This is a genomic window from Paenibacillus glucanolyticus NBRC 15330 (assembly GCF_004000885.1).
GTDB classification, from domain to species: Bacteria; Bacillota; Bacilli; order Paenibacillales; family Paenibacillaceae; genus Paenibacillus_AQ; species Paenibacillus_AQ glucanolyticus.
Window position 1 is genome coordinate 514,362 of the sequence record NZ_BIMC01000001.1, and the last position, 25,710, is coordinate 540,071.

Sequence of the window (25,710 nt, forward strand, 5' to 3'; positions counted from 1 at the left end):
TTTCAAACCATGAAATACATGTGCATTTATGTGAAAGGTGCTCTGGCAGCCGTGTTGAGATGTGTAAACCGCTTGATGTAGGGAGTCGTTCAGTCTAGTAAAGCGCATAGTTTAGTGAATAAATCCAGAGGTTGTTTAAGAGGAGCTTGATCTAACTAACTAGCTTGCAAGATATGATTAATATACTATATTTATCATTTCTTACAAGGATAATATCTTATAGTAAATAAATAGAATATTACCCCTTATTCAATAAATTACATATCTTTTACGGCGTTTATACTCCATTCTCCATTCCAGCTTTCGCCATGCGAGAAGAACATGACAAAAGGTTTCAATGCGGACTTGGTTTGCGTAACCCCTACAAAAAACATTAGGAAACAGAGGCCTCTTAGGCCACCTGCTTTGCAATTTAAATTAAGCATTTCCGATCGTAGGATTGTCTTCCTGCCCCCATTCATGCAACCAATCCCCTTCTGTCAGCGTAATAGAAGAAAACACCCGCTGGAAAAGGTATTTTTATTCGTAATCGCTATAAAAAACTAATTGAAAGAAGGAAGATCGTATGATTATTACAACAACATCTACCATTGAAGGTTACCCGGTTAAAAGGTATATCGGCGTTGTGACAGGCGAAGTCATTATGGGCGCTAATGTAGTGAGGGACTTTCTGGCCTCCATTACCGATTTTGTTGGCGGGCGCTCGGGTGCATACGAGAACAAGCTGCAGGAGGCAAGAGATGTAGCGTTTGCCGAGATGAAAGATAAAGCTGAGCGGATGGGGGCCAACGCCATTGTAGCAGTGGACATCGACTATGAAGTCATTCGCGAGGGTATGCTGATGGTGGCCGTCAGCGGAACAGCAGTGGTGATATAGCCGGTCCTGTAACAGACGACGAACGGCGCAAATCAGCCAGTAATCGGCTTATCGCAAGATTGATGAAGCCACGGCCAGTCAGACCGATTACGGTCTGACTGGCGCTGTCTTCTCTAAAAACCGTGGGCATGACTTGCCTGGCGCCTCAAACCACTTCAGGAAAGCTTCAGCAACCACCGCTCCTGCTAGGAAGGGAGTGAATGAATGTCACATTGATGCTATAAGTCGAGCTGCAATTGAAAAACGGCTTAATCGTTTGAAGATTTCGATCAAGTCTTTTCTCACTTGATTATAGATCTCTTTCCGTCTATACGTCGGGGTGAACACAATATGGTACTTGCACAGTGGTTTCATATTTCGCACGCTATCGCGTGCTCAACTGACTAAACTCATAAAAAAACCCTTGAATCATCAAGGGTCAGGCTGTCGAGAAAGTCTCGACAGCTATTTTTATATTCGATTATTTCAACACGACACCGCGTTAATGTTGTATAATTATAGTAATAAATGAGATCGGGAAGGTGTTCAATTATGCTGCGTTCAAACCGTGAAAAACAACAGGCTTATGAGTTTGTCTCAATTGAGGAGCTTGTTCCTCAGGACCATCTGCTACGCAAAGTGGAAAAGTATATCGACTTTACCTTCATTGACGAAAAGGTTCGTCCTCTTTATTGTGCAGACCATGGTCGGCCAGCCATTGACCCTGTTGTATTATTTAAGATGATTTTTCTCGGTTATTTTTACGGCATCCGTTCGGAACGTCAGCTTGAACGTGAAATTCAGACCAACTTAGCTTACCGCTGGTTTCTGGGACTTGGCCTTACGGATAAAGTCCCAGACCACTCCACCATCAGCTGGAATCGTCGTACTCGCTTTAAAGATACCGGTATTTTCCAAGACATTTTTGATGAGATTGTTCTTCAAGCGATTCAGCACCGAATGGTCGGTGGACGCGTCTTGGTTTCGGATTCTACCCATGTCAAGGCCAATGCCAATAAGCATAAGTACACCAAAGAGCAGGTTTTACAAAACACCCGTGATTATGTAGATGAATTGAATGCAGCCGTGGAGGCAGACCGGAAAGCACAAGGAAAAAAGCCTTAAAACCCAGAGAGGACGTGATAGAGGAAAAGGAAGTTAAAGTGAGCACAACCGACCCGGATAGCGGTTATATGATTCGTGATGGAAAGCCGGAAGGGTTTTTCTATTTAGACCACCGTACGGTAGACCTGAAATACAATATGATTACGGATGTCCATATTACGCCGGGCAATGTGCATGACTCCGTTCCTTATCTGTCCCGAATAGATCGACAACAACAACGATTTGGTTTTAAAGTAGAGGCCGTTGCTTTGGATTCTGGTTATTTGACTTCACCTATTTGTAAAGGGCTGCATAGCCGGAACATTTTTGCCGTCATTGCTCATCGAAGATTCCACTCGACTCGAGGTCTATTCCCTAAATGGAAGTTTACGTATGATGCAGAACACAATCTCTACGTATGCCCCGCGAAGCATGAGTTATTATACAAGACGACCAACCGTGAGGGGTATCGGCAGTACGCTTCGGATCCTCAACATTGCAAGAACTGCCCGTTCTTGAATGAATGTACTCGTTCACGCAATCACCGAAAGGTGGTCACCCGGCATGTCTGGGAAGACAGCAAAGAATGGGTACGGGGCAATAGGTTGAGCCGATCCGGCAAATATTTATACCGAAAACGAAAAGAAACGATTGAGCGAAGCTTCGCGGACGCAAAAGAGCTCCACGGGTTTCGCTATTGTCGTTTGCGCGGACTGCAGAACGTCAGGGAGCAAGCCCTGATGACAGCAGCCGTACAGAACATGAAGAAGATGGCGATCCACTTGGATCGCCTGGAAAGACGGGGTTAAACCTCCGTCCATCCCTTTTAAAGTAACTGCTTGAAGACGAGAAACCCTGTTCCTTTGAAAAAGTACAGGGTTTCTCGACAATCTGACCCTTGAATCATCAAGGGTTTTCTTCGTATAGGACCCAGAGGAATTTAACCCCTATCCTGTTTGGCATTCTCAATTAAATCACAACGCCTTTTTTCAGAATGATGTTTGCATATAATGCTTTTTCGCCTGTCGAGACGACCGCGTAAGCATTTTTTGCCCGTTCATAGAATGCAAACCGCTCCAGTTCCTTGAAGTCCATATGCACGGCATGAAACTCCCTCACGATCCCCCTGTATTCCTCCCAGATCGGTGTCTGCACCGTATCGCCAGGCATGACAGCCATCAGCGCAACAGGGGACTCAACATACGTATCCAGAGGAAACAGCGGCAATATGGCGCTCAGCAGTGCAGGGATACCATGTCCGTCTGCCCGGACCAACCGCCGGGCATGACTTGCTGCCGGGAAATTGGCGTCGCCGAGCACGATTTCATCCGCGTGCCCCATTTCCATGAGGATCTTCAGCAGATCCGGGGAGATCACATTGGATATTCCTTTTAACATGGCACGAGCCCCCTTCTATGACAACGTAACAGAATAATAACGAATCAAGCAATTGGGACGTCATGTTGCTAACATGAATGAAACGATGCAATAGCCTACTTCACTTGCTGCTGTGCGGTTATGGACTTGTAATGAGAGAAGGCTGCGTTCCAATCCTCTGCAGATGCCGGTTCATACCAGGCAAGCGGAAAAGAACGCTTGACGAGTTCTACTCCCTCTTCCCGATTGCGCAAAGTGCCATTCGCCACAAATTGAACCAGCATGTTCCCGATGGCACTTGCTTCAATCGGTCCAGCCCACACCGTTCGGCCCATGGCATTAGCCGTATACCGGCATAACAGCTCGTTTTGAATGCCGCCGCCTACCATGTGCAGCCCATCATAATGGCATCCGGTAAGAATCTCCATTCGTTCAAGCACTTCCCGGTATCTTAATGCCAAACTCTGCAAAATACACTGCACAAACTCGCCAGTACTCTGCGGAACGGGCTGGCTCGTCTCCTTGCAATACTCCCGGATCTCAACCGTCATATCCGCCGGATTCATGAAGCGCAGGTCATCCGGATGGATGAAACTCTGGAAGGGTTCTGCCTCTTGCGCAAATTCAACCAGCTCTGCGTATGAATACGTCAGTCCCTGAATCTCCCATTGGCGTTTGCATTCCTGCAAAATCCAGAGGCCCATAATGTTCTTCAGCAATTGAAAGGTCTCATAAGCCCCGCCTTCATTGGAGAAATCCTCTTCCAGTACCTCCATGTGCACAAGCGGCTCAGGAAGCTCCGTTCCGAGAAGCGACCAGGTTCCGCATACCAGATAAGCAAACTGCACCGAATTCGCCGGTACAGCGACCACGGCGGATTCCGTATCATGCGAGGCAACCGCAATAGCCTCTATCGCCGGAACCCCCAGCTCTTGTGCTACGGAATCCTGCAGCTTCCCTATAACCGTCCCCGGTTGAATGGGATCTATGAACAGGGAGCGGGAAAGCCCGAGCTCCTCGAGGAGCTTCTCGTTCCATTGCCCATCCGTCACATGATACAGCTGCGTGGTTGTCGCCATTGTAAACTCGCATGCCTGTACCCCTGTCAAATAGTAATTCAGCAAATCCGGGGTGAGCAGGAGTTTATCCGCAATATCCAGCATCGGCGATTGTGACTTCAACATCGCATTTAATTGAAATATGGTGTTAAACGGCATAAACTGCAGTCCGCTTTCTTGAAACAGGCGTTCCTTGCCAACCTGCTCACAAGTCTCCTTCACCATTCCCTCGGTCCTTAGGTCCCGATAATGGTAAGGAACTCCGATCAGCTCTCCGTTGTAATCAATCAGCCCATAATCGACACCCCATGAATCAATGGCGTAGCTGACTGGCTGATAACCGGCTTGAAAAGCTTTGCGGATGCCATGCTTAACTTCCTGCAGCAGCATCGGAAAATTCCAATGCAGATGCTCTCCCATCTGTACAGGGATATTGGCAAAACGGTGAATCTCGGTAATCTTCAACATTCCGGGCGAATCATGATCAGAAGAGGTGATTTCTCCCAGCAGCGCCCGGCCGCTGCTCGCCCCCATATCAAAAGCAAGCACCGCAGATGATTTGCTCATAAGCCGCATCCTTTCTCACCTTCAGTACTGTACCCATCCGAATATTTGAACCCATGGATCTGAACACCACGATCGTTTATTTCATCTTCTGCAACAGCTGGATTCGATAATCTTCACTTTCGAGTGCAGCGATGTCGTCCACTTCCTGTTCCGTCAGCGGCACCAGCGTGCCGGCAGCCTTCGCGCTCAAGTAGATTTTGGCACTCTCTTCCACAACCTGGGTCCGGTAATAGGCTTCCCGAAGATTCCGGCCGGTGGTGACCAAGCCGTGGTTGCCTAGCAGAATGGAACTGGCCGTTGTAACCTTCGCTGCAACGGCATCTGCCAGCAGGTCGGTTGTCGGGATAATATACGGAATATAAGCTGTTCGGCCGACCAATGCCGCTTGATCGGGGAACATCACTGGGAGCTCCCGCTCAACCAGCGTGAACGCAATGCAGTGTGACGGATGTGTATGCACCATGGCCCCGATATCCGGGTTGCTACGATAACCATACAAGTGCATCAATACTTCGGAAGAGGGTCTCAAGCCAATGTCGGTAATATCTCCCGTCAGGATGTCAACCTCAATCCATTGCTCCGGCTCGATCTCCTCCAGCGCAAAGCCGCTCGGGGACAAATACATTTTGTCCCCGGCTCTTGCGCTGATGTTCCCTCCCGGACCCACAACAAGTCCGCTGTCGACGATTTTTTTGGCATACTTGCAGAGCTCGTTTCTCGTTTCTAGGTTCAGCATGATTCCTTCTCCTCTCGAATGACCCGTTATTTATATAGGGGTCCGAAGTTCTGACAAGCGCGGAAATCAGCGCTTTCCGGGTCAGACGTTCCGAACATGCCCCATGCACGCGGACGGAACACCTCTTCGGCGGACACATTATGCATGTTGACCGGAATCCGCAGCACGGAAGCAAGGGTGATAAGATCTGCACCGATATGACCGTAACTGATGACGCCGTGATTAGCCCCCCACTGATTCATAACCTCATACACGCTTGTGAACGCTCCCTGTCCTGTGAGGTTCGGCACGAACCAGGTAGTCGGCCAAGTCGGGTCGGTACGCTTGTCGAGTGTATCGTGCACCTCCGCTGGCAGATCCACCGAGTAACCCTCGGCAATTTGCAGGACGGGGCCAAGTCCCTTCACCAAATTCAGACGGAACATCGTCATCGGCATTCCGCCGCGTGTCAGATAATCGGTCGAATAACCTCCGCCCCGGAAGTACTCTAAATTAGCCGGTCTCCACTCCGTTGCCCTCAGCGTGCGGTCCACTTCCTCGTCCGTAATCTCCCAGAACGGCTTCATGGCCGGTTTGCCGTCCTTCTCCTGCTCGCCCGTGCCATCCAGCGCTGCCGAGCCCGAGTTAATCAAATGCAAGATGCCGTTCTCCGCCTTGCCTTCTAGCTTGTAACCCGTGACCCGTTCAACCGATGCCGGACTCCAGTATGTTCTAACATCCGCGAAGATCTGCGCCGTGTTGGTTAACAGATGCCCGAAGAGCATGCCCACGCCATTCAAGCTGTCATTCTCGGTGGCGACAACATAAGGAGCGCGTTTGCCGTTCCAGTCGAAGGAGGAGTTCAGCAAGGTCTCCAGGAAATCACCATTCGGCGAATGATCCGTCCACTGGCGTTGTCCTTGAAAACCGGAAGCGATTGCGCTGTGCCCCTGCGCTTCCTCCTCGAAACCCAGCTCAGCCAGGCGCGGATTGCCAATCATTAAGTCGCGGGTAATCAGCGTCATTTTCACAACGGTTTCCCACTCCAGATCCTTCCGCTCCCGGCTGTTCTGAAGATGGTCCGGATTGTTGTCCGGTCCTTCCGCACAGTTCTCCTTTACCCAGGCAAGCGCCTTTGTATATTCTTCAGGATCGTAGATGCCTTCTGCTAGGCGCCGCGTGAACTCGCTCATATCCACATATTCATTCCGCATGCCCAGATATTCCTGGAAAAAGCTGTCGTCCACAATCGAGCCGGCGATGCCCATTGATACGGAGCCCATGGACAAATACGATTGTCCACGCATATATGCAGCGGCCAAGCCGCTTCGGGCAAAGCGCAGAAGTTTCTCCTGCACATCGTCCGGGATGCGGGTATCGCCTTCGTCCTGAACGTCCTCCCCGTAGATACCGAATGCCGGCAGTCCCTTCTGTGCATGGGCAGACAGTACGGCAGCCAGATAAACCGCACCTGGACGCCCTGTTCCATTAAAGCCCCACACTGCCTTGGGACGTGAAGGATCCGCATCCATCGTTTCGGTTCCGTAACACCAGCAAGGCGTAACGGTTATTGTTAGACCGACCTCCGCATTCTTGAATTTTTTGGCGGCAGCTGCTGCCTCAGCGGCTCCACCGATGCAAGTATCTGCAATAACGCATTCAATCGGTTCGCCATTCGGGTATTTAAGCTCGCTGGACAGCAGCTCGGCGACGGCCTTGGCGAGGTTCATCGTCTGTTCTTCGAGGGATTCCCTTACCCCTCTCCGTCTTCCATCTATCGTAGGGCGAATGCCGATTTTCGGAAATCCGTCCCGCCATCTGTAATCGTTTTCAATTGTCATGTTGCCACGCCTCCCAATCAGGAATATGACCTCATTGTAAATTTATTCGGCGCAGAGGATAACCCACTATTTTGTTGTATCGGACCATAATTTCAGCAAGACAGTGAACCATTCCAAGTATTCATGTAAACGATTTCCTCATGATGAGCATTATGCATTATAATGGATACAGGATGCTGCTTTCCAGGAGGGACGAGACCGTGCCAAAGATCGAAATCTCGCATAGCAAAAGCGATCAATTCCGCTTCATCAAAAATCCGCAGCTGCTGTTTGCCGGGCAAGTGGTGGACGAAAATTTTTTCTACGGGCCGCCGCAAATTCACGATTTCTGTGAGATCCTCTATGTGGTTGAAGGACGCGGGGAATTCACCATCGCAGGAAAAGTATATGAACTCCGCAAAGGCGATGTTGCGATTTACAACCCCGGTGTCCCCCATGAGGAACGATCCATCACGGACGGGCCTTTTAAAGTAATCTATTGCGGCGTGGATTCGCTCCACATTGAGGGCGTTCAGCAAGGAATGCTGCTGCCAGCGTATGTCGAGCCGGTTATTTCCTGTGAGAAATACGCCTATAAAGTCGAAAGTTATCTTTCGGAAATCATCCGCGAATGTGATTCGCAGGTGCTGGGTTACGAAACGCTGAGCACGAACCTGCTCATGTCATTGATCACCGTGATCTATCGCATCGTGGATGTAAAGCATCAATTCCAATCCCTGAAGGGCAAGAATGAAATCGCGCTCCGGACCAAACAGTTCATCGACGCCAACTATACCCAAAGCATCAGTCTGAAGGACATCGCGGATACGATGTACGTCAGCCAGCATTATTTATCCCATCTGTTCAAAAAAGAGCTTGGCGATTCTCCCTTCAATTACTTGATATCCCGCCGGATTGAGGAAGCCAAGCGCCTGCTTGCCGACTCGGAAATGCCAGTGCATGAGGTGGCCTCCCAAGTAGGCTATGGCAACGATAAATACTTCTCGATGTTATTCAAGAAAATTACCGGTCAAACGCCAAGTTCCTTCCGGGAACAGAACAAGCTGGCCTTGGAATAAAGGATTTACATGCGCGGACTATTTATATGAAGCCGTCTTTAAAGAACCTTAGTCCGGTGCTCAACTAGACTAGGTTCTTTGCATTTTTCTGGTAACGTTATGGATTTCCCTTGCGTGATATACCCCCTTCATTTTTTCACGATTAAAAAAGCATGCAAGAAAGGCCCGTTCCTCCTTATCGTTCAAGTTGGAATAAGCCTTTGAAAATTCCGATCAGTATAACACCAATCTGCGTATAGGTAGCTATTCTAATCTGCAACTCAAAAAATAGTCGCCAGATAATATCGTTCAAAAGTACGGAGCATGCCTGATTTTGATGGGACCCACCGCTTCGACACGGCTCTGACATCCCAAACGGTAGCCTTCCTCAATCTCTTCCGGATCAAGGCGCCCCTCTTCCGCAAGGTTCGGCTCGGACAAATATTGAATACCCTCCGCCACCATGCAGCGGCAGCGCGCGCAAGTCCCTCTTTTGCAAAAGGAGTTCCAATCCACGTCATTCCGCTCCGCAAGATCCAGGACGGTCATACCAAGAACAGGCGCCACATTACGCTGAATCTCTCGTCCCGTAAGCTCGATAATCAGATCCGGTACAGCCTCAATCGGTTCTCCTTCCGTACTCAACGATGTATCTCCGCGTTCACTACCCTTTTTATTCTTCCAGAATTTAAACACGCCGTTGTCCCCCTATGCATGTAATCATCAGGTTATGTATGAATTCCTGTATTTATTATACTTGAAAGTTTAAAAAATCAACATGCCTGCTCTTATCTATTCTATGACATCATGTAATTGGAACTCTATGAAAATTTTGCTATAATTGCATATGCTAGATTACCATTCCATGTAAGGCCAATCTACTATTATATGATGAGTTGGAGGAATACGGAGTATGTTACATAAACATGTAGGAAAAACAGCGGCCGCCACCGTTCTGGCCCTATCCTTGCTGGGTACTGCCACGAATATCAGTAATGCCGCCGCAGCACCGGCTATTGCGGTCATGCTGGATGATGTTCCACTGAAATTTGATGCTGCTCCAAGGATAGACAACGGTGTCACTTATGTTCCATTCCGGACCGTTGGCGAAGCGCTCGGAATTGAGATCACCTGGAACAGCAAGACGCAAACGGTGAGAGCGATCGGCAGCCTGAAGGGGCAAGCAACGGAGGTATTGCTGCAAGTGGGCAGTAAAACCGCAACCGTGAACGGGAAAAAAGTTACGCTCGCGGCACCACCGGTACAGCGGGAAGGGCGCGTGCTGATTCCGCTCAGCTCGTTCAGCAGCCAATTCGGTGTCGACGTGGGCTGGAACCAGGCTACGCGTACGGTTTCCCTGACATCTCCGCAGCGGGAGATGCATTTGAGAGCCTTCTATGCTCTAGAATCCTATCAGGAACGCGATATAATACCTTCCATGAACTCAGTCGCTTTCGGGTGGAGCCGCATCGACCGCGAAGGTCAATTTACGCTTGAGGGTAAAGAGTACCGCTTGCCTGCATCTGCCGGTGATGTAACGCCACAATCCATTGTGGCGGATGCAGCAGATCAGAACATTAAACCGCATCTTATGGTTTATGCTTTGGATGGTAATGGTGAACTGACCAAGGTTCTGAGTGACAGCACCCTTCGGCAGAAATCGATTGAGGGCATAACGACAGCCGTTACGGACAACGGCTTCGGCGGAGTTGTTCTCGATTTTGAAGGGCTCGGCTTTAAATTGGATGCAGGGCAGCAGCAGAAGCTGCTTAACAATTATGTCAAACAGCTGAAGGCTTCTTTACCGAATGACATCTCCCTGTCATTGGCAGTGCCGCCATTGAACAGTGCCTATAAAGGCTATGATTACAAGACTCTTGCCTCCATAGCAGATGATCTCATCATTATGGCTTATCAGTATAACCCGGTCGGCACCAAATCGCAGGTACCCGAGCCTAACAGTCTTGTAGATCAGGCGATTCAGCTTGCACTCCAAGCGGGTGTTCCTAAGCAAAAGCTCCTGCTCGGCATCAGCTTAAGCAGTGAAACTCCGTCTTCCGTAGATGATAAGCTGGGTCTCGCCAAGCGCTATGATCTAAAGGGAGCTGCCTTCTGGCGTCTGGGACTATTCCGGACTTATAATAATCAGATGGAAGGCGCTGTGAATGCTTCTGTTGTAAAGGAATAAAGTGATCAGGTCTAGCATCCCTCAATAAAAGAAAGCCTGACAAAGATGGATCTTTGTCAGGCTTTCTTAATATGTATTATACTTCCCGAAAAACTGCGTCTCTCAATTAGCTTGGACTGCCTACCAGTTTCGCATAGTTTTCTTGACTCAGTACACGACGCGCCGTTACATAACGCGGCTCATAATAAGAATCGCTAAGCTTGCTGATTCTTACACCCTTGCTGCTGGAAGCATGCGCAAATTGACCTTCGCCAATGTAAACTCCTGCATGCGAAATTCCGCTGCCGCTTGTATTGAAGAACACCAGATCTCCAACCCGCAGGTCTTCGCGATCCACATAAACCCCGGCTTTAGCCTGGCTTTGGGATGTGCGTGGAAGATCTATATCAAAATTTCTAAACATGTACAGTATAAATCCTGAGCAATCAAATCCACTGGTGGTCGTTCCGCCCCATTTATATGGAGTTCCTACCAATTGTTTCACTTGATGCTGAAAGTTCGGTTGTTGATCAGCAAATGCTGTTACGGCACCTGAAGAAAAAATAATTGCAGACCCAAGCAATGTGATGACAAATTTCTTCAAAATATGTTCTCTCCTTCGATGCCTACGGAGTTAGCTAAGGGTTCGGTTGAAGGTTCCCTATACTCTCTTTAGTACAAGAATAATTCACCCAAGACGGTTCCCCCGTTTTCACAAACGAAATTCGGCAAAAATTCATTAACATTTTGTAACTTCTCTTAATATAGTATACAAGCAAGGATGCTGTCAATAATATCCTAAGAATCTATCGTTTTATGTTACCCGCTGTCGGAATAATCGAATTTCGCAGCTTGATTTCTGTTAACAATCTCACATAGTCATGACAATTATGTAACTCTAGCGTATTCCTCTTACTCCATTTTCTTAAAACGTTTAGCAACTTTTTACAGGATCCTGCGTTTAACTATATCAGAAAAGAAATCATAGAGGTGATCCATTACGAATGAGTCAAATCACAATGGCTGAAGCTTTAGCCGTACGGGCAGCAATTCATCGTCTTATGAGCCAGCTGGCGTCGGAGCGTCTGAATAACAGCAGTACGATCATTGAAAAAGGAGAAACGGCTGAGTATCCCGCGCGGAGTGTAGATGTCATTACGGAAGAGATTGAAGCGGCGGCGGCGGATTTCAGAAAACTGGATTTGCTGATGGCCCTCTCCAACACAACGCAGACGATCTCCTGGAATGGTTCCGACATAACGATCATGGAAGCAATCGAGCTGGCGAAACACATTCGCGGTGATATCGGACAGCTTGCACACCTCGGCTCTCGCAAGAAGCTTGAGCGTCAAAGCAGCCGGGGAAGCGGAGACAACGCCACGACGCTGTTCAACGTCGCTCTGTATGATCCTGAAGCTTATCAGGCGGCAGCGCGCAAGAAGGAACGCGAGGTAACCAAACTCTCGTCACTGATAGAACATGCCAATCATAACGCCATGATATCGTTTGACGCATCGAAGTATATGGGGTAACGGCAGCCGCCGGCTCCAAGCCTACAGGTATTCCTAACGTGCGGGTTTGGAGCCGGCGGTTACCGCCGGCGGGCGGGAAAGTGCGGGCAACCGCTTGTTTGTCGGATACAAACAAACCATAAGAAAACCAAAAAGTCGAATCCTATGCACAAACGGATGACGGTTTACGGTTCACACTTATCACTCATTACATGTGACGGACTCCCCAATAGCAAAAAAATGATCGCCCCGTTTCCCGCTTCCCTGATACATAATGAAAGCCGCCCTTCTATGGGCGGCTTTTTTTATAACTACTGGCTATAAGAACCGTCTAATTCCAATTCTATTTCCCTGCCAAATGATCTCTATCTAAGCTTTATTCCATCCACTGCTCTATCCACTACCTAAGCATTGCAGTTGTCATCACCGGAACAAGGCTGCGGCACCAACCAGACCCACATCATCCCGCAGACCGGCCGGAACGATCTCGTACGTGCCTAAATAGGACGGCATGACCAGTTTATCTGTCATTTCCCGCAGCTGCGGGAACAGCAGCTCTCCTGCTCTGCTGACACCTCCACCAATTACGATGCGGTCCGGGTTGAAGCTGTGAATGACATTAACCAGACCTAGTGCCATGTAATAAATAGCACGGTCGATGACCTCCACCGCTACAGGGTCCTGAAGACGCTTAGCTTCAAATACGTGCTTTGCATTCACTCCCCCATCCGCTGCAGCCAGCTCTCTGATCACGCTCGGCTGATCGAGCATCCGCTGGGACGCTGCATGGCCGATCGCTGTCCCCGAGGCAAATACCTCCCAGCAGCCATGACTTCCGCAATTGCATCTGGGACCGCTCGGATCGATGATATGATGCCCGAGTTCGCCTGCAAAAGAATTACTGCCCAGAAACAGCTTGCCGTCCAGCACGATTCCTGAACCAATGCCTGTACTCAGCGTCACATACACCATGTTAGTTGAACCTCTGCCGGCTCCTCTTACATATTCCCCCCACGCGGCTGCATTGGCGTCGTTCAGCACCTGAACTTCCGTATGCAGCTCACGCTCCATCCAGGCTTTGAGGGGGACATTGGTCCATTCCGGCAAATTCGTTCCATGAATGACAATCCCCTCTCGGCTATTCACTGTGCCTGGTGAGGCCATCCCTACCCCTCGAAGCGGATGGCCGCCCGACACACTGCGGATCATGGCCGTAATTCTGCCGACCACCTCCTCCGCCGTCTGTGCGCCGGCGGTTTCCATCTGCTCCCGGTTCAGCAGCTGTCCTTCGGAATCAAAGAGCGCTGCCGCGATCTTTGTACCCCCAAGGTCAACGCCAACCACAAATTCTTGCTGTTTATTCCATTCGGTTTGCAATTTTTGTTCACCTGTTTCCGATAGGTTTGCTACTACTTCTATTGATGTATGCTGTCTGCCAGCGATCTCAATTCAATCGGATCAATGGGCTTCAGCCCTGACCGACCATATCGAACCGCCGAGCCGAAATGCACCTCGCTCACACCGGTCTGATCGATAAATTCACGAATAATTTCCCATTTCAGGCCATTGCCGGCCAATATCTTAAGCTCGCTGCCTTTGGTTTGTTCCACAAGCTCCCGAATTCTCGGAATTGCTTGTGGCGCTGGCTGGGGCCCTCCCGATGTCAGTACACGGGTAACGGACGGGTATTTCAGCAGCGTACGCAGACCTTCGAACTGATCCTCCAGCTCATCAAAAGCACGGTGGAAGGTGACTTGCATGCTGCCCGTCCATTCCAGCATGTTGGCCAAGGAAACCTCGTCAATCTTCCCATCCGGGGTCAACATGCCCAGCACTACGCCGGCTGCCCCGGCCTTGCGGATCGCCTTGACCTCCGCCGTCATGGTTGCTATATCGTGTGTGCTGTACACAAAGGACCGACTGTGTGGTCTTACCATCACATGGACAGGAATTTGAACAGCCTTCACAACCTCTTCAACGAGACCGATTCCAGGCGTAAGTCCGCCCTCGGTTATGGCCGTAATTAATTCCAGACGGTCCGCACCATTCTGCTCTGCGGTGATGGCATCATCCACGCAAGTTGCGATAATTTCTAGAAGCATCATCGTCACTCCTCATCTGAAGTTCTGTTCTCTATGTCTTGAGAAACTGCTTCTCCACATAATCTGCCAACAATCTGGCGCCATAGCCGGTGGCTCCCGCAGCGGAATAGGGAAACTCCCGTTTATACTGCACGGTGCCTGCCATATCGATATGCACCCATTTCATGGACTCGGCTACAAAATGGCGGATGAACAGCGCAGCCGTTATGGCTCCAGCCAGCGTAGACGTACCGACATTTTTTAAATCCGCATAATCGCTTCTCAGCTCCGAGGCATACTCATCCATAAGCGGCATGGGCCACAAACGCTCCCCGTTGCGTTCCCCGATATCAACCAAATCAGCTGTAATCTCCCGGTCTCCCCAGATTCCAGCAATCTCCAGGCCAAGCGCTGCGCCGACATTGCCTGTGAGGGTAGCGATATCAATGACCTTATCGGCACCGAGATTCGCTGCATGCAGCAGAGCATCCGCAATAATCAATCTCCCTTCCCCATCCGTATTGGCTACCTGAACACTCAGCCCGTTCGGATAATGGATAACGGAAGAAGGAAGCATGGCATCCGGTCCAGCTAAATTATCAGCCACGGCGATCAGTGCTGTGACTCGCACAGGTGCTTGGCGAGATACCAGAATATCCATTGCACCAACGACGGCAGCAGCACCGCCCATGTCCATGCGGGCATCGCTGATATCTCGGCCAATCTTGACGTTCATACCGCCCATATCAAAGGTTACGCCTTTGCCGATGAGCACGATATGAGGAATCTTCTCCGATGAAGAAGCTCCGTTGTAGGATAATTCAATCATGGCAGGGGCGTATTGGCTGCCAGCGCCTACGGCAATAAGCCCGTTCATCTGCCGATCATGAAGCTCTTGTCCGCGATACACGTGAAGCTGAACCGGTGCCTTCTTGAAGCGTTCCTCGACCACCGCAACGAACGCTTCCGGATTTAACGTTTCCGGTGATTCGTTAACCAAATCTCGCGTGAGCCGGGTTCCGTTTATGCGGATGGAAGCCTCCCTCAGGATGGATTCCATATCTTCACGGGTAAGCCCCTGCCAATCTTTCACTCGGAGATTCAAGGAGAGGTCTTGATGATTGGCTGTAACGCCTCGATGTTTATTGAATTGATATAATCCGTACATCCAGCCTTCCATCCATGCTTGAAGCTCCTCCTTCACCGATATTGCTGCAGAAGCCCCTCCCTCGCGGAATGAGGCGCGCACCAGCACCGCACTTGCTTTTTTCTCCTTAAGCAGTGCTCTCGCTGCAGATGCTCCCGTTCTGCGCACTTGCTCCAATGTCAGGCCAGAGCGCGGACCCATTCCGGCTACGAGATCGTCTGTCTCATGATGAGAACGGCCATAGAACCAGGTCAGTGTATATTTTTGCTTCTGGGATTCCGTTACCCGGAAAGGGGGCCCCTCCCCTTCATAAACCGCATAAATCGAAGTATCTACCGATTGCATATCGTCTATTGTGATTTGCATCTGAGTCCTCCTCCTCAACCGAACATCCATATCAAAGCTGCTTACACATGCTTCATGATCTCTTCATCATATAAATGACAAGCCACCTGATGCCCTGGTTCAACCTCACGGTATACGGGCGTTACCTGCTTGCACACTTCCATGCAGGAAGGACAGCGCGTGTGGAATCGGCAGCCTGTTGGCGGATTCACGGGACTTGGCAAATCGCCCTTCAGAATAATCCGTTCCTTCTTCTGCTTCGGATCCGGAACCGGAACCGAGGACAACAGCGCCTGGGTATACGGATGCAGCGGACGATCGTACAGCGTATCTTTATCCGCCGTTTCCACCAAAGTCCCTAAATACATCACACCGATCCGATCGCTGATATGCTCGACAACACTCAGATCATGCGAGATGAACAGGTACGTTAGCCCATACTCCTCTTGAAGATCTTGCAGCAGGTTCAGCACCTGCGACTGGATGGATACATCCAGTGCCGAAACAGGCTCATCTGCTACGATCAGATTCGGACGAACGGACAGTGCTCTGGCAATGCCAATCCGCTGACGCTGGCCCCCGCTGAACTCATGGGCAAAGCGTTCGGCATGGAAGCTGTTCAAACCCACCGTTTCCAGCAGCTCGCAAGCCAATTTATCCCGCTCTTTCGTGCTCATCTTGGTATGGATCAGCAATGGCTCTGCCACCAGCTCTTTCACCTTCATCCGGGGATTGAGGGAAGCGTAAGGATCCTGGAAAACCATCTGCATATCTTTACGAAGCGGACGCATCTGATTATCGTTATAACCGCTGATGTCTTGTCCGTTAAAAATCACTTCGCCTGCGTTTGGTGTCAGCAACCGTGTGACCAGCCGGCCTGTCGTTGACTTGCCGCATCCGCTCTCCCCAACAAGACTGAAGGTTTCGCCCTTCTGAATGGCGAAGGATATTCCGTCCACGGCGCGCAGCTGCTTGGCGTTACCGAAGAATCCTTTTTTCACGGTGAATGATTTCTGCAGGTTCCTGACTTCTAACAAAGGTGTTTCTTTCATGCGGTTTCCCCTCCTTCCGGATGCCCTTCCTGCGTCAGCCAGCAGCGACTTTGACGATGCGGTTCATTGGCAACGGGCAGCAGCCCAGGCTCCTGTGACAAACAACGCTCCATCACGAATGGGCAGCGCGGTGCAAACTTGCAGCCTTGAGGCATATTCATCAAATCCGGTACGTTCCCGGGTATCGATTCCAAGCGGCGAACCTTCTGTCTCAGCTTCGGCACGGAATGAATGAGCCCTTTGGTATACGGATGTTGCGGATTCTCAAACAGCTCCTCCACCGTTGCTTCTTCCACCACCCGGCCGGCATACATGACAACCACACGATCGCACATTTCCGCGACGACGCCAAGGTCATGTGTAATGAGCAGCATTCCCATTTCCTGCTCCCTCTTCAGCCGGTTCATCAGATCCAGGATTTGAGCCTGAATCGTTACATCGAGCGCTGTCGTTGGTTCGTCAGCTATGAGCAGCTTCGGATTACAGGACATGGCCATTGCAATCATGACGCGCTGCCGCATGCCGCCGGACAATTGGTGCGGATAGTCATCCACGACTTCGTCGGCTCTCGGAATCCCAACCAGTTTAAGAGACTCAATCGCATGATTACGCGCCTTCTTGCGGCCGTAGCCCAGATGGAGCATAATCGACTCTTCCAGCTGCTTGCCAATGCGCAGCACGGGATTGAGTGAGGTCATCGGCTCCTGGAAGATCATTGCCAGCTCGTTACCGCGGTAACGACGCATTTCTTTTTCCGACAGCTGCACCAGATCCTTGCCTTCAAAGCTCACGGAGCCTCCGGAGATTCTGCCGGGTGTATCTTTAAGAAGTCTCATGATGGACAGGGAGGTCACGCTTTTACCGCAACCGGATTCACCTACGAGCCCGAGCACTTCGCCTTTATTAATATGAAAATCCACTCCCGCCACAGCGAGCACCGATGAGCCCTCGCGTTTGAACTCGGTTTTGAGACCTTTCACTTCAAGCAATGTTTGCGCCACGATTTATCCCCCCTTTTAATTTTTTGTCTTCGGATCCAGCGCGTCATTGAGGCCATCCCCAATCAGGTTAAAAGCAAGCACCGTCAAAAAGATGATGAAGCCTGGAAAATACACGATATGCGGAGCAATGCTGAGGTAATCACGCCCCATGCTTAGCATGGCACCCCAGTCCGGTTCAGTCGGCTTCGCTCCAAGTCCAAGGAAGCTCAAGGATGCCGCTGCCAGAATGGCGCCACCGATTTTCATCGAGACGTTAACAATGATGCTTGGTACGGTTTCAGGAAAAATGTGCTTCCAGATAATCCGATTATTCTTGGCGCCCATCGATTGAGCTGCTTCGACATACAGCGATTCTTTGGCAGACAAGGTTACGCTTCGGATGATCCTTGCGAACGACGGCGTCCCGAATACGGCTACTGCTATAACCACGTTGGATAAGCCCGGCCCCAAAATCGCCACGATACCGATGGCAAGCAGCAGATCGGGGAAGGAGAACATAACATCGCTGCCCCGCATGATCAGACGATCGATCCAGCCGCCATAATAACCGCTGATTAGTCCGAGAATGGTACCCGCTATTGCGGAAATGAATACCGCGCTTAAGCTGACAGCCATCGTGAGCCTTGTTCCATCGATCAAGCGGCTGAGAATATCCCGGCCATACTCGTCGGTACCTGCCCAATGCGCTGCCGATGGTCCTTCCATCAGGGCGTCGTAATTCGGTTCATTTGGAGGATAAGGTACAATATGCGGACCGATTATTGCTACTATGAATAACAGCAGGATAAACGCACTGGATATAACGGCAAGCTTTTGCTTCATAAACTTAGACATAAACGCTTTGAATTTGCCTGTTGCCGGCCTGTTCACAAGCGTCTCCTCTGGTACAGAAATGACAGTCGCTGTCGAGTTGTCGCTCATTGGTTCCCCCTCCTATTTCGATGCATACCGGATTTTCGGATTCAGTACGCCATAAAGCAGATCAACGATCAGGTTGATTAAAATAAATTCAGCTGCAAACATTAACAGCAAGGCCTGGATCACGGTATAATCACGAAATGCGATGGAATCTACCAACAAACGACCCATGCCCGGTATGCTGAATACCGTCTCAACCATAACCGAGCCGCCAAGCAGGAACCCGAACTGCAGTCCGGCAACGGTCACTACTTGAATCAGGGAATTGCGCAGCGCATGTCTTCCGACAACGGTAAACTCGCGCAAGCCTTTGGCGCGTCCGGTTCGGACATAATCCTCACGCATCGTCTCCAGCATGGAGGAGCGGGAGTATCTCGCCAGCATGGACATAATGCCGGCTCCAAGCGTGAAGGAAGGCAGAATATAGGATTGCCATGTATCAATGCCCCCTGTCGGGAACCATCCCAACTGAACGGAGAAAACTTGTATAAGGACAAGCCCCAGCCAGAATCCAGGCAGCGAAATACCGGATATCGCGGCCAGCATACCGATATAATCCGGCCATTTGCCTCGATTAACAGCGGTTACAATCCCGATTAGCAGTCCAATAATAAGTGCCCAGCCAAGACTGGTAAAAGTCAGGATAATGGTTGGGAGAAAACGGCTTTCCAACATCTCCATAACCGGTATTCCGGAACGTACGGATTCACCCAAGTCACCCTTCAACAGATCACCCATGTAATTAACATATTGCTGCCATAACGGCAAATTCAATCCCAGCTGCTCACGAATACCGTTGATCTCCTCAAGGGTGGCATCCTTACCTGCAACAAGTCTCGCCGGATCTCCAGGAATAAGATGAATGAACATAAATACGAGTATCGATACAATGAACAGCAGCGGGATAACCCCCAGCAGCCTCTGAATTGCATATCTTCCCAAGGGATGAGCCTCCTTCCGCAACATTTGAGCTCTTTTTAAAATAAGATGGGCCGCATCCTTAATAATCTTAAGAAGCGGCCCACCACAAGGTATACGTTCAGTAAGCTCTTCGCTGTCTGATTACTTTATTTCGGCATTCAGCACATTGATGGAACCATCAGGGAATGCCTTCACGCCTTCAAGATAAGCTCTTTTACCCGTAATGACCTGATCTACACCGAGGAACGCCCATGGCGCATCTTCCCAGATTTGCTTCTGGATGTCGGCATAAATGCTTTTTGCAGCCTCTGGATCTACAGACTTATTGGCATCCATGATCCACTTATCTACGTTATCATTCTTGTAATATGCTGTATTAGAGCCAGCTGGCGGGAAGAATTCACTGCTGAACAGACCTTTAGTAGCTCCATCCGCATCGCCTGAAGATGGTGACCAGCTTACATACCACATTTGAATCTTCGCATCTTCCGGCGTTGCCGAGTTGATTTGATCGGACAGCGTAGCACCCTCCATCGATTTCACTTCGACTTTGATTCCGACTAGAGCAAGCTGCTGTTGAATGAACTGCATACCCTTCATCGTTTCGGAGTCGTTCTCTCCCCAGATTTCTGCTTCGAATCCTTCCGGATAGCCAGCTTCCGCAAGGAGTGCTTTGGCTTTCTCCGGATCGTAGTCATAACCGGATTGCTCTGAATAATACTGTGTCATTGAGGACATGGAAGAAGTCAGCTTGGAGCCAAGACCGGATTTGACAACCTTAATGTATGCTTCTTTATCGATTGCATAGTTGATCGCTTGACGGACTTTCAGATCGTCGTAAGGTTTCTTCATCGTGTTCAGTGTGATGTAACGCACGATGGTGGAATCGATCTTGTCAACAACGATGTTCTGATCGCCTTCGACCTCAGATACCTGCTCTGTCGGCATCGGGTAGATGAAGTCCGCTTCTCCGGTCTTCAGCATGGCAATACGGGAACCATTCTCAGGTACAGGCTTGAACGTGATGCTGTCGACTTTTGGCAGACCCTCCTGCCAGTAGTCTTCGTTCTTCAGCACAACGAGACGATCACCTTGGACCCATTCTTTGAATTTGTATGCTCCGGTACCCACGGGGTTCTTCGTGATATCAATACCGTCTTCAAGCGCTTTCGGACTGATGATCAGCGCCATGGCCGTCTTGTTCAAGAACGCGTTGTAGGGCTCGCTGAGAGTAATAACAACGGTATGTTCGTCCGGTGTTTGAACATCTGCCACTTTCGAGAAGCTTTTGCGCATACGAAGGTTGTTCTCTTCATTCATAATGCGCTCCAGATTGACTTTTACGGCTTCAGCATTGAAATCTGTTCCATCATGAAACTTCACGTTCTTACGCAGGTTGAACGTATACGTCAAACCATCTTCACTGACTGTGTGGTCTTCAGCCAGCATAGGCACGAGTTCCATTTTCTCATTGAAACCCATCAGGCCTTCATACATCGTGCGTGCACCGGAAATCGAGTGCGTGTCTCCAGCATTGTGCGGGTCAAGCGTAATGAAGTTGGCGTTGATGGCAATGACCACGTCTTTATTATCTTTTGTCACCGGCTTGGTTTCGCCGCCGCCTTCACTTGCACCTTCACCGCCTCCGCTATTTCCGCCGCAGCCTGCCGCAACAATCGTGAATGCGAGCAGCAGCATAAGCAGTGACCATGTTCTACCTTTGAATCTCATTGTTTACTCCCCCTTTGATGTAATAATATCTATAGATTCACTCGCCGCTTAAGAAAATAACATCTCTTCCTTAAGCCTTGAGTTCCTCACAGCTTAATCATTCCAGTCATACACGGCCCGCCGCTCGCCAACAAGCGTACCGCCATCGTTAAAGATCGCATTCGGCACAAGATCATACAATCGATCAATCGTAGCTTGATTGTCATAACCAAGACGCTCCAGGATGGAGGCAATGATACAAGGCCATACTTGTTCGGAGCCATCGGATACTTTAAGCGAGATGGCCAAGCGCTCCTCCCGAAGTCCGATGCCGTATACGCCTTTGGCGCCGCCCTTGGCAGCCAGATTGGGATCCCGGAGCAGAGCCGAGCACACAAATCTCGTATCTGCGATGACATCCGGATACTCGTTCATCAGCTGTGCCATTCTTGCAGCTGCATCCGCTGTCTGCGCATCGTGGATCAAATCCGGACAAGCCAGCTTAAGGAACGAGTACCCTATGCGATCCAGAGGAAGTGCGAAGATGGGAAGCCCACAGCCGTCGATGCCTTGCGGAATCGAGGAAACCGGAACTTCAGCAAAGTAAGCCAGGGTTTCAAGGATTTCCTGCTGAACCGGATGCTCCGGCTTGTAATACGTGCTCTCGTCCCAGCCCATATGCTTGCTCAGGGCAATCAAACCGCTGTGCTTGCCTGAGCAGTTATGGAATATCCGGCGCTTCTCCTCATGGTTGCGGTGCCTCTCTGCCTTTGCATCCTCATTCAATGGATAGGTTGCACAGCAGTGGAGGGCCTCCTCCTGAATCTCTGTTTTTTTCAGAATGGATTCCAGGGCATCGATATGAAAGCGTTCGCCCCGGTGGGAAGCGGCAAACAGTGCCGTCTCTTCCCCCGTAAGTCCGTAGACTTCGGCAATTCGGCGCTTCATAACCGGTATCGCCTGAAATGGTTTAGCCGCCGATCTCAGGAATGTCATGTGATGCGGATCACCTGCTGCATAAATGACCCCTCCGTTCTCGTCTACAACGCTGATCGCTCCGTAATGGACATTCTCCAGTACATTTCCGCGATATTCCTCTACCAATGGCACAAAACCCATAATCATGCTCCCCCATCTTTAGATGAATTAATTCAATTGAAAATAACGATCCTGTGCCACAAGTCCCGAGCCAATGATGACGCCATGCTCATGCAGCTTGGAGCGGACGATGGTGAAGGAATCCTGAAGCGGTTCCCAGATATACTGCGTATAACAGAGATTGGTAATCTCCTCATACACTTCGGGAAACTTGTCCAGAATTTCACCGCTCAAGATGACGCTGTCAGGATTGTACATGCTAACCACGTTGTTGATTGTAATGGCCATATAAGCAAGGGCTCGATCGATTAAGTAACACGCCCATCTTGTTCCTGCACGTCTCTCCGCGAATAACTCTTCTATAGTACGAACCGGTTTTATTTTGCTGGCTTCTGATAGCAAGGACGGTATGTTGATATAGGTTTGAAGACAGCCGGCCTTGCCGCAGTCACACATCATGCCTTCAGGATCCACCGTGGTATGTCCGATTTCCCCCGCACTGTTGGTCACCCCCCGGTAAATTTCCCCTTCCAGGATCAGTGCCGAGCCTACACCATTACCAAATCCCAGCAGAACCGTACGGTTGGAGCCATACGCTGAGCCTTTTAATTGTTCCGCCAATGCTTTCACTTTCAGCTCATTGTCTACGACAGCTTGAAGCCCCGTTAATTCCTTCAGTCTCTCGGCAAGCTGCACATTCTTCCAACCCAGCTGAACGGAAAAATTGACAATGCCTGCTTCAACATCGATGATGCCTGGCAGCCCAACGCCGATTCCCACAATCCGTCTGCGATCGATATCGCATTCAAGAATCAGCTCTTCAATAATGTCTGCGATCCGAGCCACCGTTGCTTCTGGCGTATCGCCCGAAGATCTGGGAAAATTGCCGCTGCACAGCACATTCCCCTGTACATCGATGAATCCGATGTTGGCCTGGTGACGATCCAGCTCGACGCCGATCGAGATCACGGCAGTATCCAGCAGCCTTATTAAGGAAGACTTTCTTCCTCGTCCGGCCGAAGCTTGTTCTTCCGTCTCATGAACGTATCCCTCTTCTGTCAGCTCTGACACTATGCGGCTGACGGTTGTCGGGCTCATTCCGGTTTGTTTGGCAATAGCTGCTCTTGAAATCGGCTGTTCATTCTTGATGATTTGGAATACCGTGAGTCTGTTCTGCCGCTTCATAAAGTCTTGATCATGCTTTTTCATGAAGACATCCCCTATTTAATTTCACCAGTAGATTAATTAGATCATTTTTCCATTTAAAACGACCTGTTATCATCAAAAAACAGTGATTTTTATCAATTTTATTATTTTTATTCTCCAGTGATATTAATAATAAAACGTCTTTTGTAAAAGTGTCAATATATATGACACATTTAAATTATTATTTTTTTATTTTGGAAATGTAAGCATTTCAATTTTTTGCGAAAGTGATACAATCCCTTGCATAGACACAGTTGCCCCTCTCACGCGCACAACATGACATTAATATGACACGAAATCTCCTGAAATGTAGATAACACCGCGGTTTGACTTCCATAATAAAGCCAACCGCGAAACGAATTATTGTATGTTTGCCAGCCTTGTTTGGTCGACATCCATCCAAGCATGCCCCGAACCTCGCATCAGGAAATTTTCCCATTCTAAGCGCCTCAATAGGTGGTTTTACAGGGGTTTAAAGTAATAACGATGTTGATTCGAGGCATGCCTACGTCGAACACTTCATCCAAGCGAAATAAACCACCCGAGAAATAAATTAGAGAGGTTTCTCTAATTTTAAAATGCACCCTATAAGATGACCTTTTTTAAAGTGTCTGTCTTATGGGGTACATTTTTTTCCCGAATGGCTTTAAAATTGATGATCTGTGATTGTAGTATTATCACTGGTTGTCATTGATTCTTTGTTTTTTGTTCCCGCTCGCTAGAAATCAGCCGGTCCCCTTGGAGCGAGTTGACCATCGCCCCGCAGCGCGTGATCGGCGCGGGGGCGAATGGCTGCCCGGGTCGTTCGATGGCTGTGCGTGTGGTTTGGTGGCTGGCATGGGATACGGTAGATGGCTGTACGACTCGGTGGCTGCCCGTGAGGGTTGGTGGCGCCGTGCGGTACGATGACTTCTGCGTGATTTGATGGATGCTGTGTGGTTGGATAGATGTCCGTCGAGGGCTGTACATGCGGTTTGGATGCTGCCCGAGGAGTTTGCTGGCTACCGCGTCGATGGCTGTCCACGCGCGTCGATGGCTGCCGGCGTGGGTCGATAGCTGCAGCGTGGTTGAATGGGTGGTTCTTAGGTGGTTGAGTAACTGAGGACGCTAACGGACTGGAACGCTCTTATCTACCTAAAAAACCAGCTTTTGATTTTTTAACGGACTGGAGAGCTCTTATTACTCGAAAACACCCCCAAAGGTGCTTTTCAGTGACGAATAAGAGCTACGGTGTCCGTTAATCCCTGCAATCGCTCGATTTCGCTAGAATAACGCCTGCTAGGTCCGTTAGGGTGATGCTCGCACACATCATTGATTGGTCAAGCTATTCTCGCATTCGATCTTTCAACCTCTCGATCCCTTAATCTTTTGATCTGTAGATCTTCCCCCACAGCGGAGGTTTGAGGATAGCCGATCCTTTGGGAGTCCGTTTCACCCCTGCCTATTCCAATCCAAGAAACGGACGGACAACAGAGCGGATAGCCTCAAACCGAAGCGCTTGCTAGCCTCAAACCGGAGCGCCCGAGCGCCCTACTTGTTTTTATAATATTCAACCGCTTTATCGAAGTAATGCTTCTCTTCTTCCGGCAGGTCCTCGAAATAGAAAATAGCGGCCACCGGGCATGCTGCCTCGCAAGCACCGCATGAAATACAGATATCCGTGTCTATGTAGAACTGGTCATCTCCTTCTTCTATACAATCCACAGGGCAAACGTCTACGCATTCTCCCGCTTTCTCTTCGATACAAGCCGAACCAATAACATACATTCGTGATTCCACCTTCCCATGTTATAATTTTTCATTGCCTATCATTTCCAAATAAAGTTCCGTGACCTTGAGACACTTTGTTTTTTTATACTTTTTATACTAAAATATATCATAATTATGTGGTCAAACATGTGGATTGTCAATAAACGGCGTCACATCAAGCTTACAAAACTGCTATTCCGGTTGACTTATAGAAGGTAAAGTCATAAGATGAGACATATTGCTTTTTAA

General features: G+C 49.5%; 24 protein-coding genes, 1 pseudogene and 1 riboswitch. Of the genes and pseudogenes, 5 read left to right on the forward strand and 20 right to left on the reverse strand.

Going from position 1 to position 25,710, the window contains the following annotated elements; genetic code table 11:
* Window positions 1-565 precede the first annotated feature (565 nt).
* Window positions 566-877 (forward strand): YbjQ family protein, encoded by a 312-nt coding sequence (locus tag PGL02S_RS02125; protein ID WP_036637073.1) that lies wholly within the window; start codon window positions 566-568, stop codon window positions 875-877.
* Here PGL02S_RS02125 and PGL02S_RS28025 read toward each other — a convergent pair.
* The gene (locus tag PGL02S_RS28025) at window positions 852-1,007 is read right to left on the reverse strand and encodes a hypothetical protein (protein ID WP_155984576.1); all 156 of its coding nucleotides are present in this window, start codon (window positions 1,005-1,007) and stop codon (window positions 852-854) included. The two genes, PGL02S_RS02125 and PGL02S_RS28025, sit on opposite strands and share 26 nt — an antisense overlap.
* A 110-nt stretch (window positions 1,008-1,117) precedes the next feature.
* Window positions 1,118-1,231 (reverse strand): annotated as a pseudogene (locus PGL02S_RS02130) (transposase); the annotation flags it as partial.
* A gap of 177 nt (window positions 1,232-1,408) precedes the next feature.
* On the opposite strand from PGL02S_RS02130, the gene PGL02S_RS02135 reads away from it, so the two are divergent.
* Window positions 1,409-2,769 (forward strand): IS1182 family transposase gene (locus PGL02S_RS02135; protein ID WP_107338709.1). Its coding sequence is split into 2 segments (ribosomal slippage): window positions 1,409-1,979 and window positions 1,979-2,769, totalling 1,362 coding nucleotides; the frame shifts between segments, so codons are not numbered across the junction.
* A 160-nt stretch (window positions 2,770-2,929) separates the two neighbouring features.
* Here the strand turns inward: PGL02S_RS02135 and fucU are convergent.
* From fucU to PGL02S_RS02155, 4 genes are all read right to left on the reverse strand, one after another.
* The gene (gene fucU, locus PGL02S_RS02140; protein WP_036642405.1) at window positions 2,930-3,358 is read right to left on the reverse strand and encodes an L-fucose mutarotase; all 429 of its coding nucleotides are present in this window, start codon (window positions 3,356-3,358) and stop codon (window positions 2,930-2,932) included.
* 95 nt (window positions 3,359-3,453) lie between these two features.
* Window positions 3,454-4,962 (reverse strand): rhamnulokinase, encoded by a 1,509-nt coding sequence (locus tag PGL02S_RS02145; RefSeq protein ID WP_036642495.1) that lies wholly within the window; start codon window positions 4,960-4,962, stop codon window positions 3,454-3,456.
* Window positions 4,963-5,038: 76 nt separating this feature from the next.
* Entirely contained in the window at window positions 5,039-5,698 is a 660-nt protein-coding gene (locus PGL02S_RS02150; RefSeq protein WP_036642403.1) for a class II aldolase/adducin family protein, read from the reverse strand.
* Between the two features lie 26 nt (window positions 5,699-5,724).
* Window positions 5,725-7,518, reverse strand: a complete 1,794-nt coding sequence (locus tag PGL02S_RS02155; RefSeq protein WP_036642401.1) for an L-fucose isomerase — start codon at window positions 7,516-7,518, stop codon at window positions 5,725-5,727.
* Window positions 7,519-7,718: 200 nt separating this feature from the next.
* Here PGL02S_RS02155 and PGL02S_RS02160 point away from each other — a divergent pair, with 200 nt between their 5' ends.
* Window positions 7,719-8,576 carry an AraC family transcriptional regulator gene (locus tag PGL02S_RS02160; RefSeq protein ID WP_036642399.1) on the forward strand — a complete coding sequence of 286 codons (858 nt, stop codon included), beginning with the start codon at window positions 7,719-7,721 and terminating at the stop codon, window positions 8,574-8,576.
* Window positions 8,577-8,864: 288 nt separating this feature from the next.
* Here the strand turns inward: PGL02S_RS02160 and PGL02S_RS02165 are convergent, their stop codons facing one another.
* Window positions 8,865-9,251, reverse strand: coding sequence for a 2Fe-2S iron-sulfur cluster-binding protein (locus PGL02S_RS02165; RefSeq protein ID WP_051449276.1), 387 nt, complete (start codon window positions 9,249-9,251; stop codon window positions 8,865-8,867).
* A 217-nt stretch (window positions 9,252-9,468) separates the two neighbouring features.
* On the opposite strand from PGL02S_RS02165, the gene PGL02S_RS02170 reads away from it, so the two are divergent.
* Window positions 9,469-10,743, forward strand: coding sequence for a stalk domain-containing protein (locus PGL02S_RS02170; protein ID WP_036642398.1), 1,275 nt, complete (start codon window positions 9,469-9,471; stop codon window positions 10,741-10,743).
* A gap of 106 nt (window positions 10,744-10,849) precedes the next feature.
* On the opposite strand, the gene PGL02S_RS02175 is transcribed toward PGL02S_RS02170, so the two are convergent.
* A complete protein-coding gene (locus PGL02S_RS02175) occupies window positions 10,850-11,326 on the reverse strand; it encodes a C40 family peptidase (protein WP_006211028.1) in 477 nt (158 codons plus the stop codon).
* Between the two features lie 3 nt (window positions 11,327-11,329).
* Window positions 11,330-11,463, reverse strand: a riboswitch (cyclic di-AMP (ydaO/yuaA leader).
* A 263-nt stretch (window positions 11,464-11,726) separates the two neighbouring features.
* Between PGL02S_RS02175 and PGL02S_RS02180 the strand changes: the two genes are divergently transcribed.
* Window positions 11,727-12,254 carry a hypothetical protein gene (locus PGL02S_RS02180; RefSeq protein WP_036642396.1) on the forward strand — a complete coding sequence of 176 codons (528 nt, stop codon included), beginning with the start codon at window positions 11,727-11,729 and terminating at the stop codon, window positions 12,252-12,254.
* 402 nt (window positions 12,255-12,656) lie between these two features.
* Here the strand turns inward: PGL02S_RS02180 and PGL02S_RS02185 are convergent, their stop codons facing one another.
* The 12 genes from PGL02S_RS02185 to PGL02S_RS02240 all read right to left on the reverse strand — a co-directional run bounded on the left by PGL02S_RS02185 (window position 12,657) and on the right by PGL02S_RS02240 (window position 25,479).
* On the reverse strand, window positions 12,657-13,610 hold the full coding sequence (locus PGL02S_RS02185; protein ID WP_006211030.1) for an ROK family protein: 954 nt from the start codon (window positions 13,608-13,610) through the stop codon (window positions 12,657-12,659).
* 38 nt (window positions 13,611-13,648) lie between these two features.
* The gene (locus PGL02S_RS02190; protein ID WP_036642394.1) at window positions 13,649-14,335 is read right to left on the reverse strand and encodes a copper homeostasis protein CutC; all 687 of its coding nucleotides are present in this window, start codon (window positions 14,333-14,335) and stop codon (window positions 13,649-13,651) included.
* A gap of 31 nt (window positions 14,336-14,366) precedes the next feature.
* Complete coding sequence (locus PGL02S_RS02195; protein WP_036642392.1) at window positions 14,367-15,827, reverse strand: leucyl aminopeptidase family protein; 1,461 nt, start codon at window positions 15,825-15,827, stop codon at window positions 14,367-14,369.
* Between the two features lie 41 nt (window positions 15,828-15,868).
* Window positions 15,869-16,858, reverse strand: a complete 990-nt coding sequence (locus PGL02S_RS02200; RefSeq protein ID WP_006211033.1) for an ABC transporter ATP-binding protein — start codon at window positions 16,856-16,858, stop codon at window positions 15,869-15,871.
* Window positions 16,855-17,859: an ABC transporter ATP-binding protein gene (locus PGL02S_RS02205; RefSeq protein ID WP_006211034.1), complete on the reverse strand. Its 1,005-nt coding sequence runs from the start codon at window positions 17,857-17,859 to the stop codon at window positions 16,855-16,857. Before PGL02S_RS02205 ends, PGL02S_RS02200 begins: the two co-directional genes overlap by 4 nt.
* A gap of 15 nt (window positions 17,860-17,874) precedes the next feature.
* Entirely contained in the window at window positions 17,875-18,780 is a 906-nt protein-coding gene (locus PGL02S_RS02210; protein ID WP_006211035.1) for an ABC transporter permease, read from the reverse strand.
* Window positions 18,781-18,792: 12 nt separating this feature from the next.
* Complete coding sequence (locus PGL02S_RS02215; RefSeq protein ID WP_006211036.1) at window positions 18,793-19,719, reverse strand: ABC transporter permease subunit; 927 nt, start codon at window positions 19,717-19,719, stop codon at window positions 18,793-18,795.
* A 120-nt stretch (window positions 19,720-19,839) separates the two neighbouring features.
* On the reverse strand, window positions 19,840-21,429 hold the full coding sequence (locus PGL02S_RS02220; RefSeq protein WP_036642390.1) for a glutathione ABC transporter substrate-binding protein: 1,590 nt from the start codon (window positions 21,427-21,429) through the stop codon (window positions 19,840-19,842).
* 93 nt (window positions 21,430-21,522) lie between these two features.
* On the reverse strand, window positions 21,523-22,527 hold the full coding sequence (locus PGL02S_RS02225) for an asparaginase (protein ID WP_036642387.1): 1,005 nt from the start codon (window positions 22,525-22,527) through the stop codon (window positions 21,523-21,525).
* Between the two features lie 27 nt (window positions 22,528-22,554).
* Complete coding sequence (locus PGL02S_RS02230; protein ID WP_006211040.1) at window positions 22,555-23,715, reverse strand: ROK family transcriptional regulator; 1,161 nt, start codon at window positions 23,713-23,715, stop codon at window positions 22,555-22,557.
* 684 nt (window positions 23,716-24,399) lie between these two features.
* Window positions 24,400-24,681, reverse strand: a complete 282-nt coding sequence (locus tag PGL02S_RS02235) for a hypothetical protein (protein ID WP_127502824.1) — start codon at window positions 24,679-24,681, stop codon at window positions 24,400-24,402.
* Between the two features lie 561 nt (window positions 24,682-25,242).
* Window positions 25,243-25,479, reverse strand: a complete 237-nt coding sequence (locus PGL02S_RS02240; RefSeq protein ID WP_006211042.1) for an indolepyruvate ferredoxin oxidoreductase subunit alpha — start codon at window positions 25,477-25,479, stop codon at window positions 25,243-25,245.
* Window positions 25,480-25,710 lie beyond the last annotated feature (231 nt).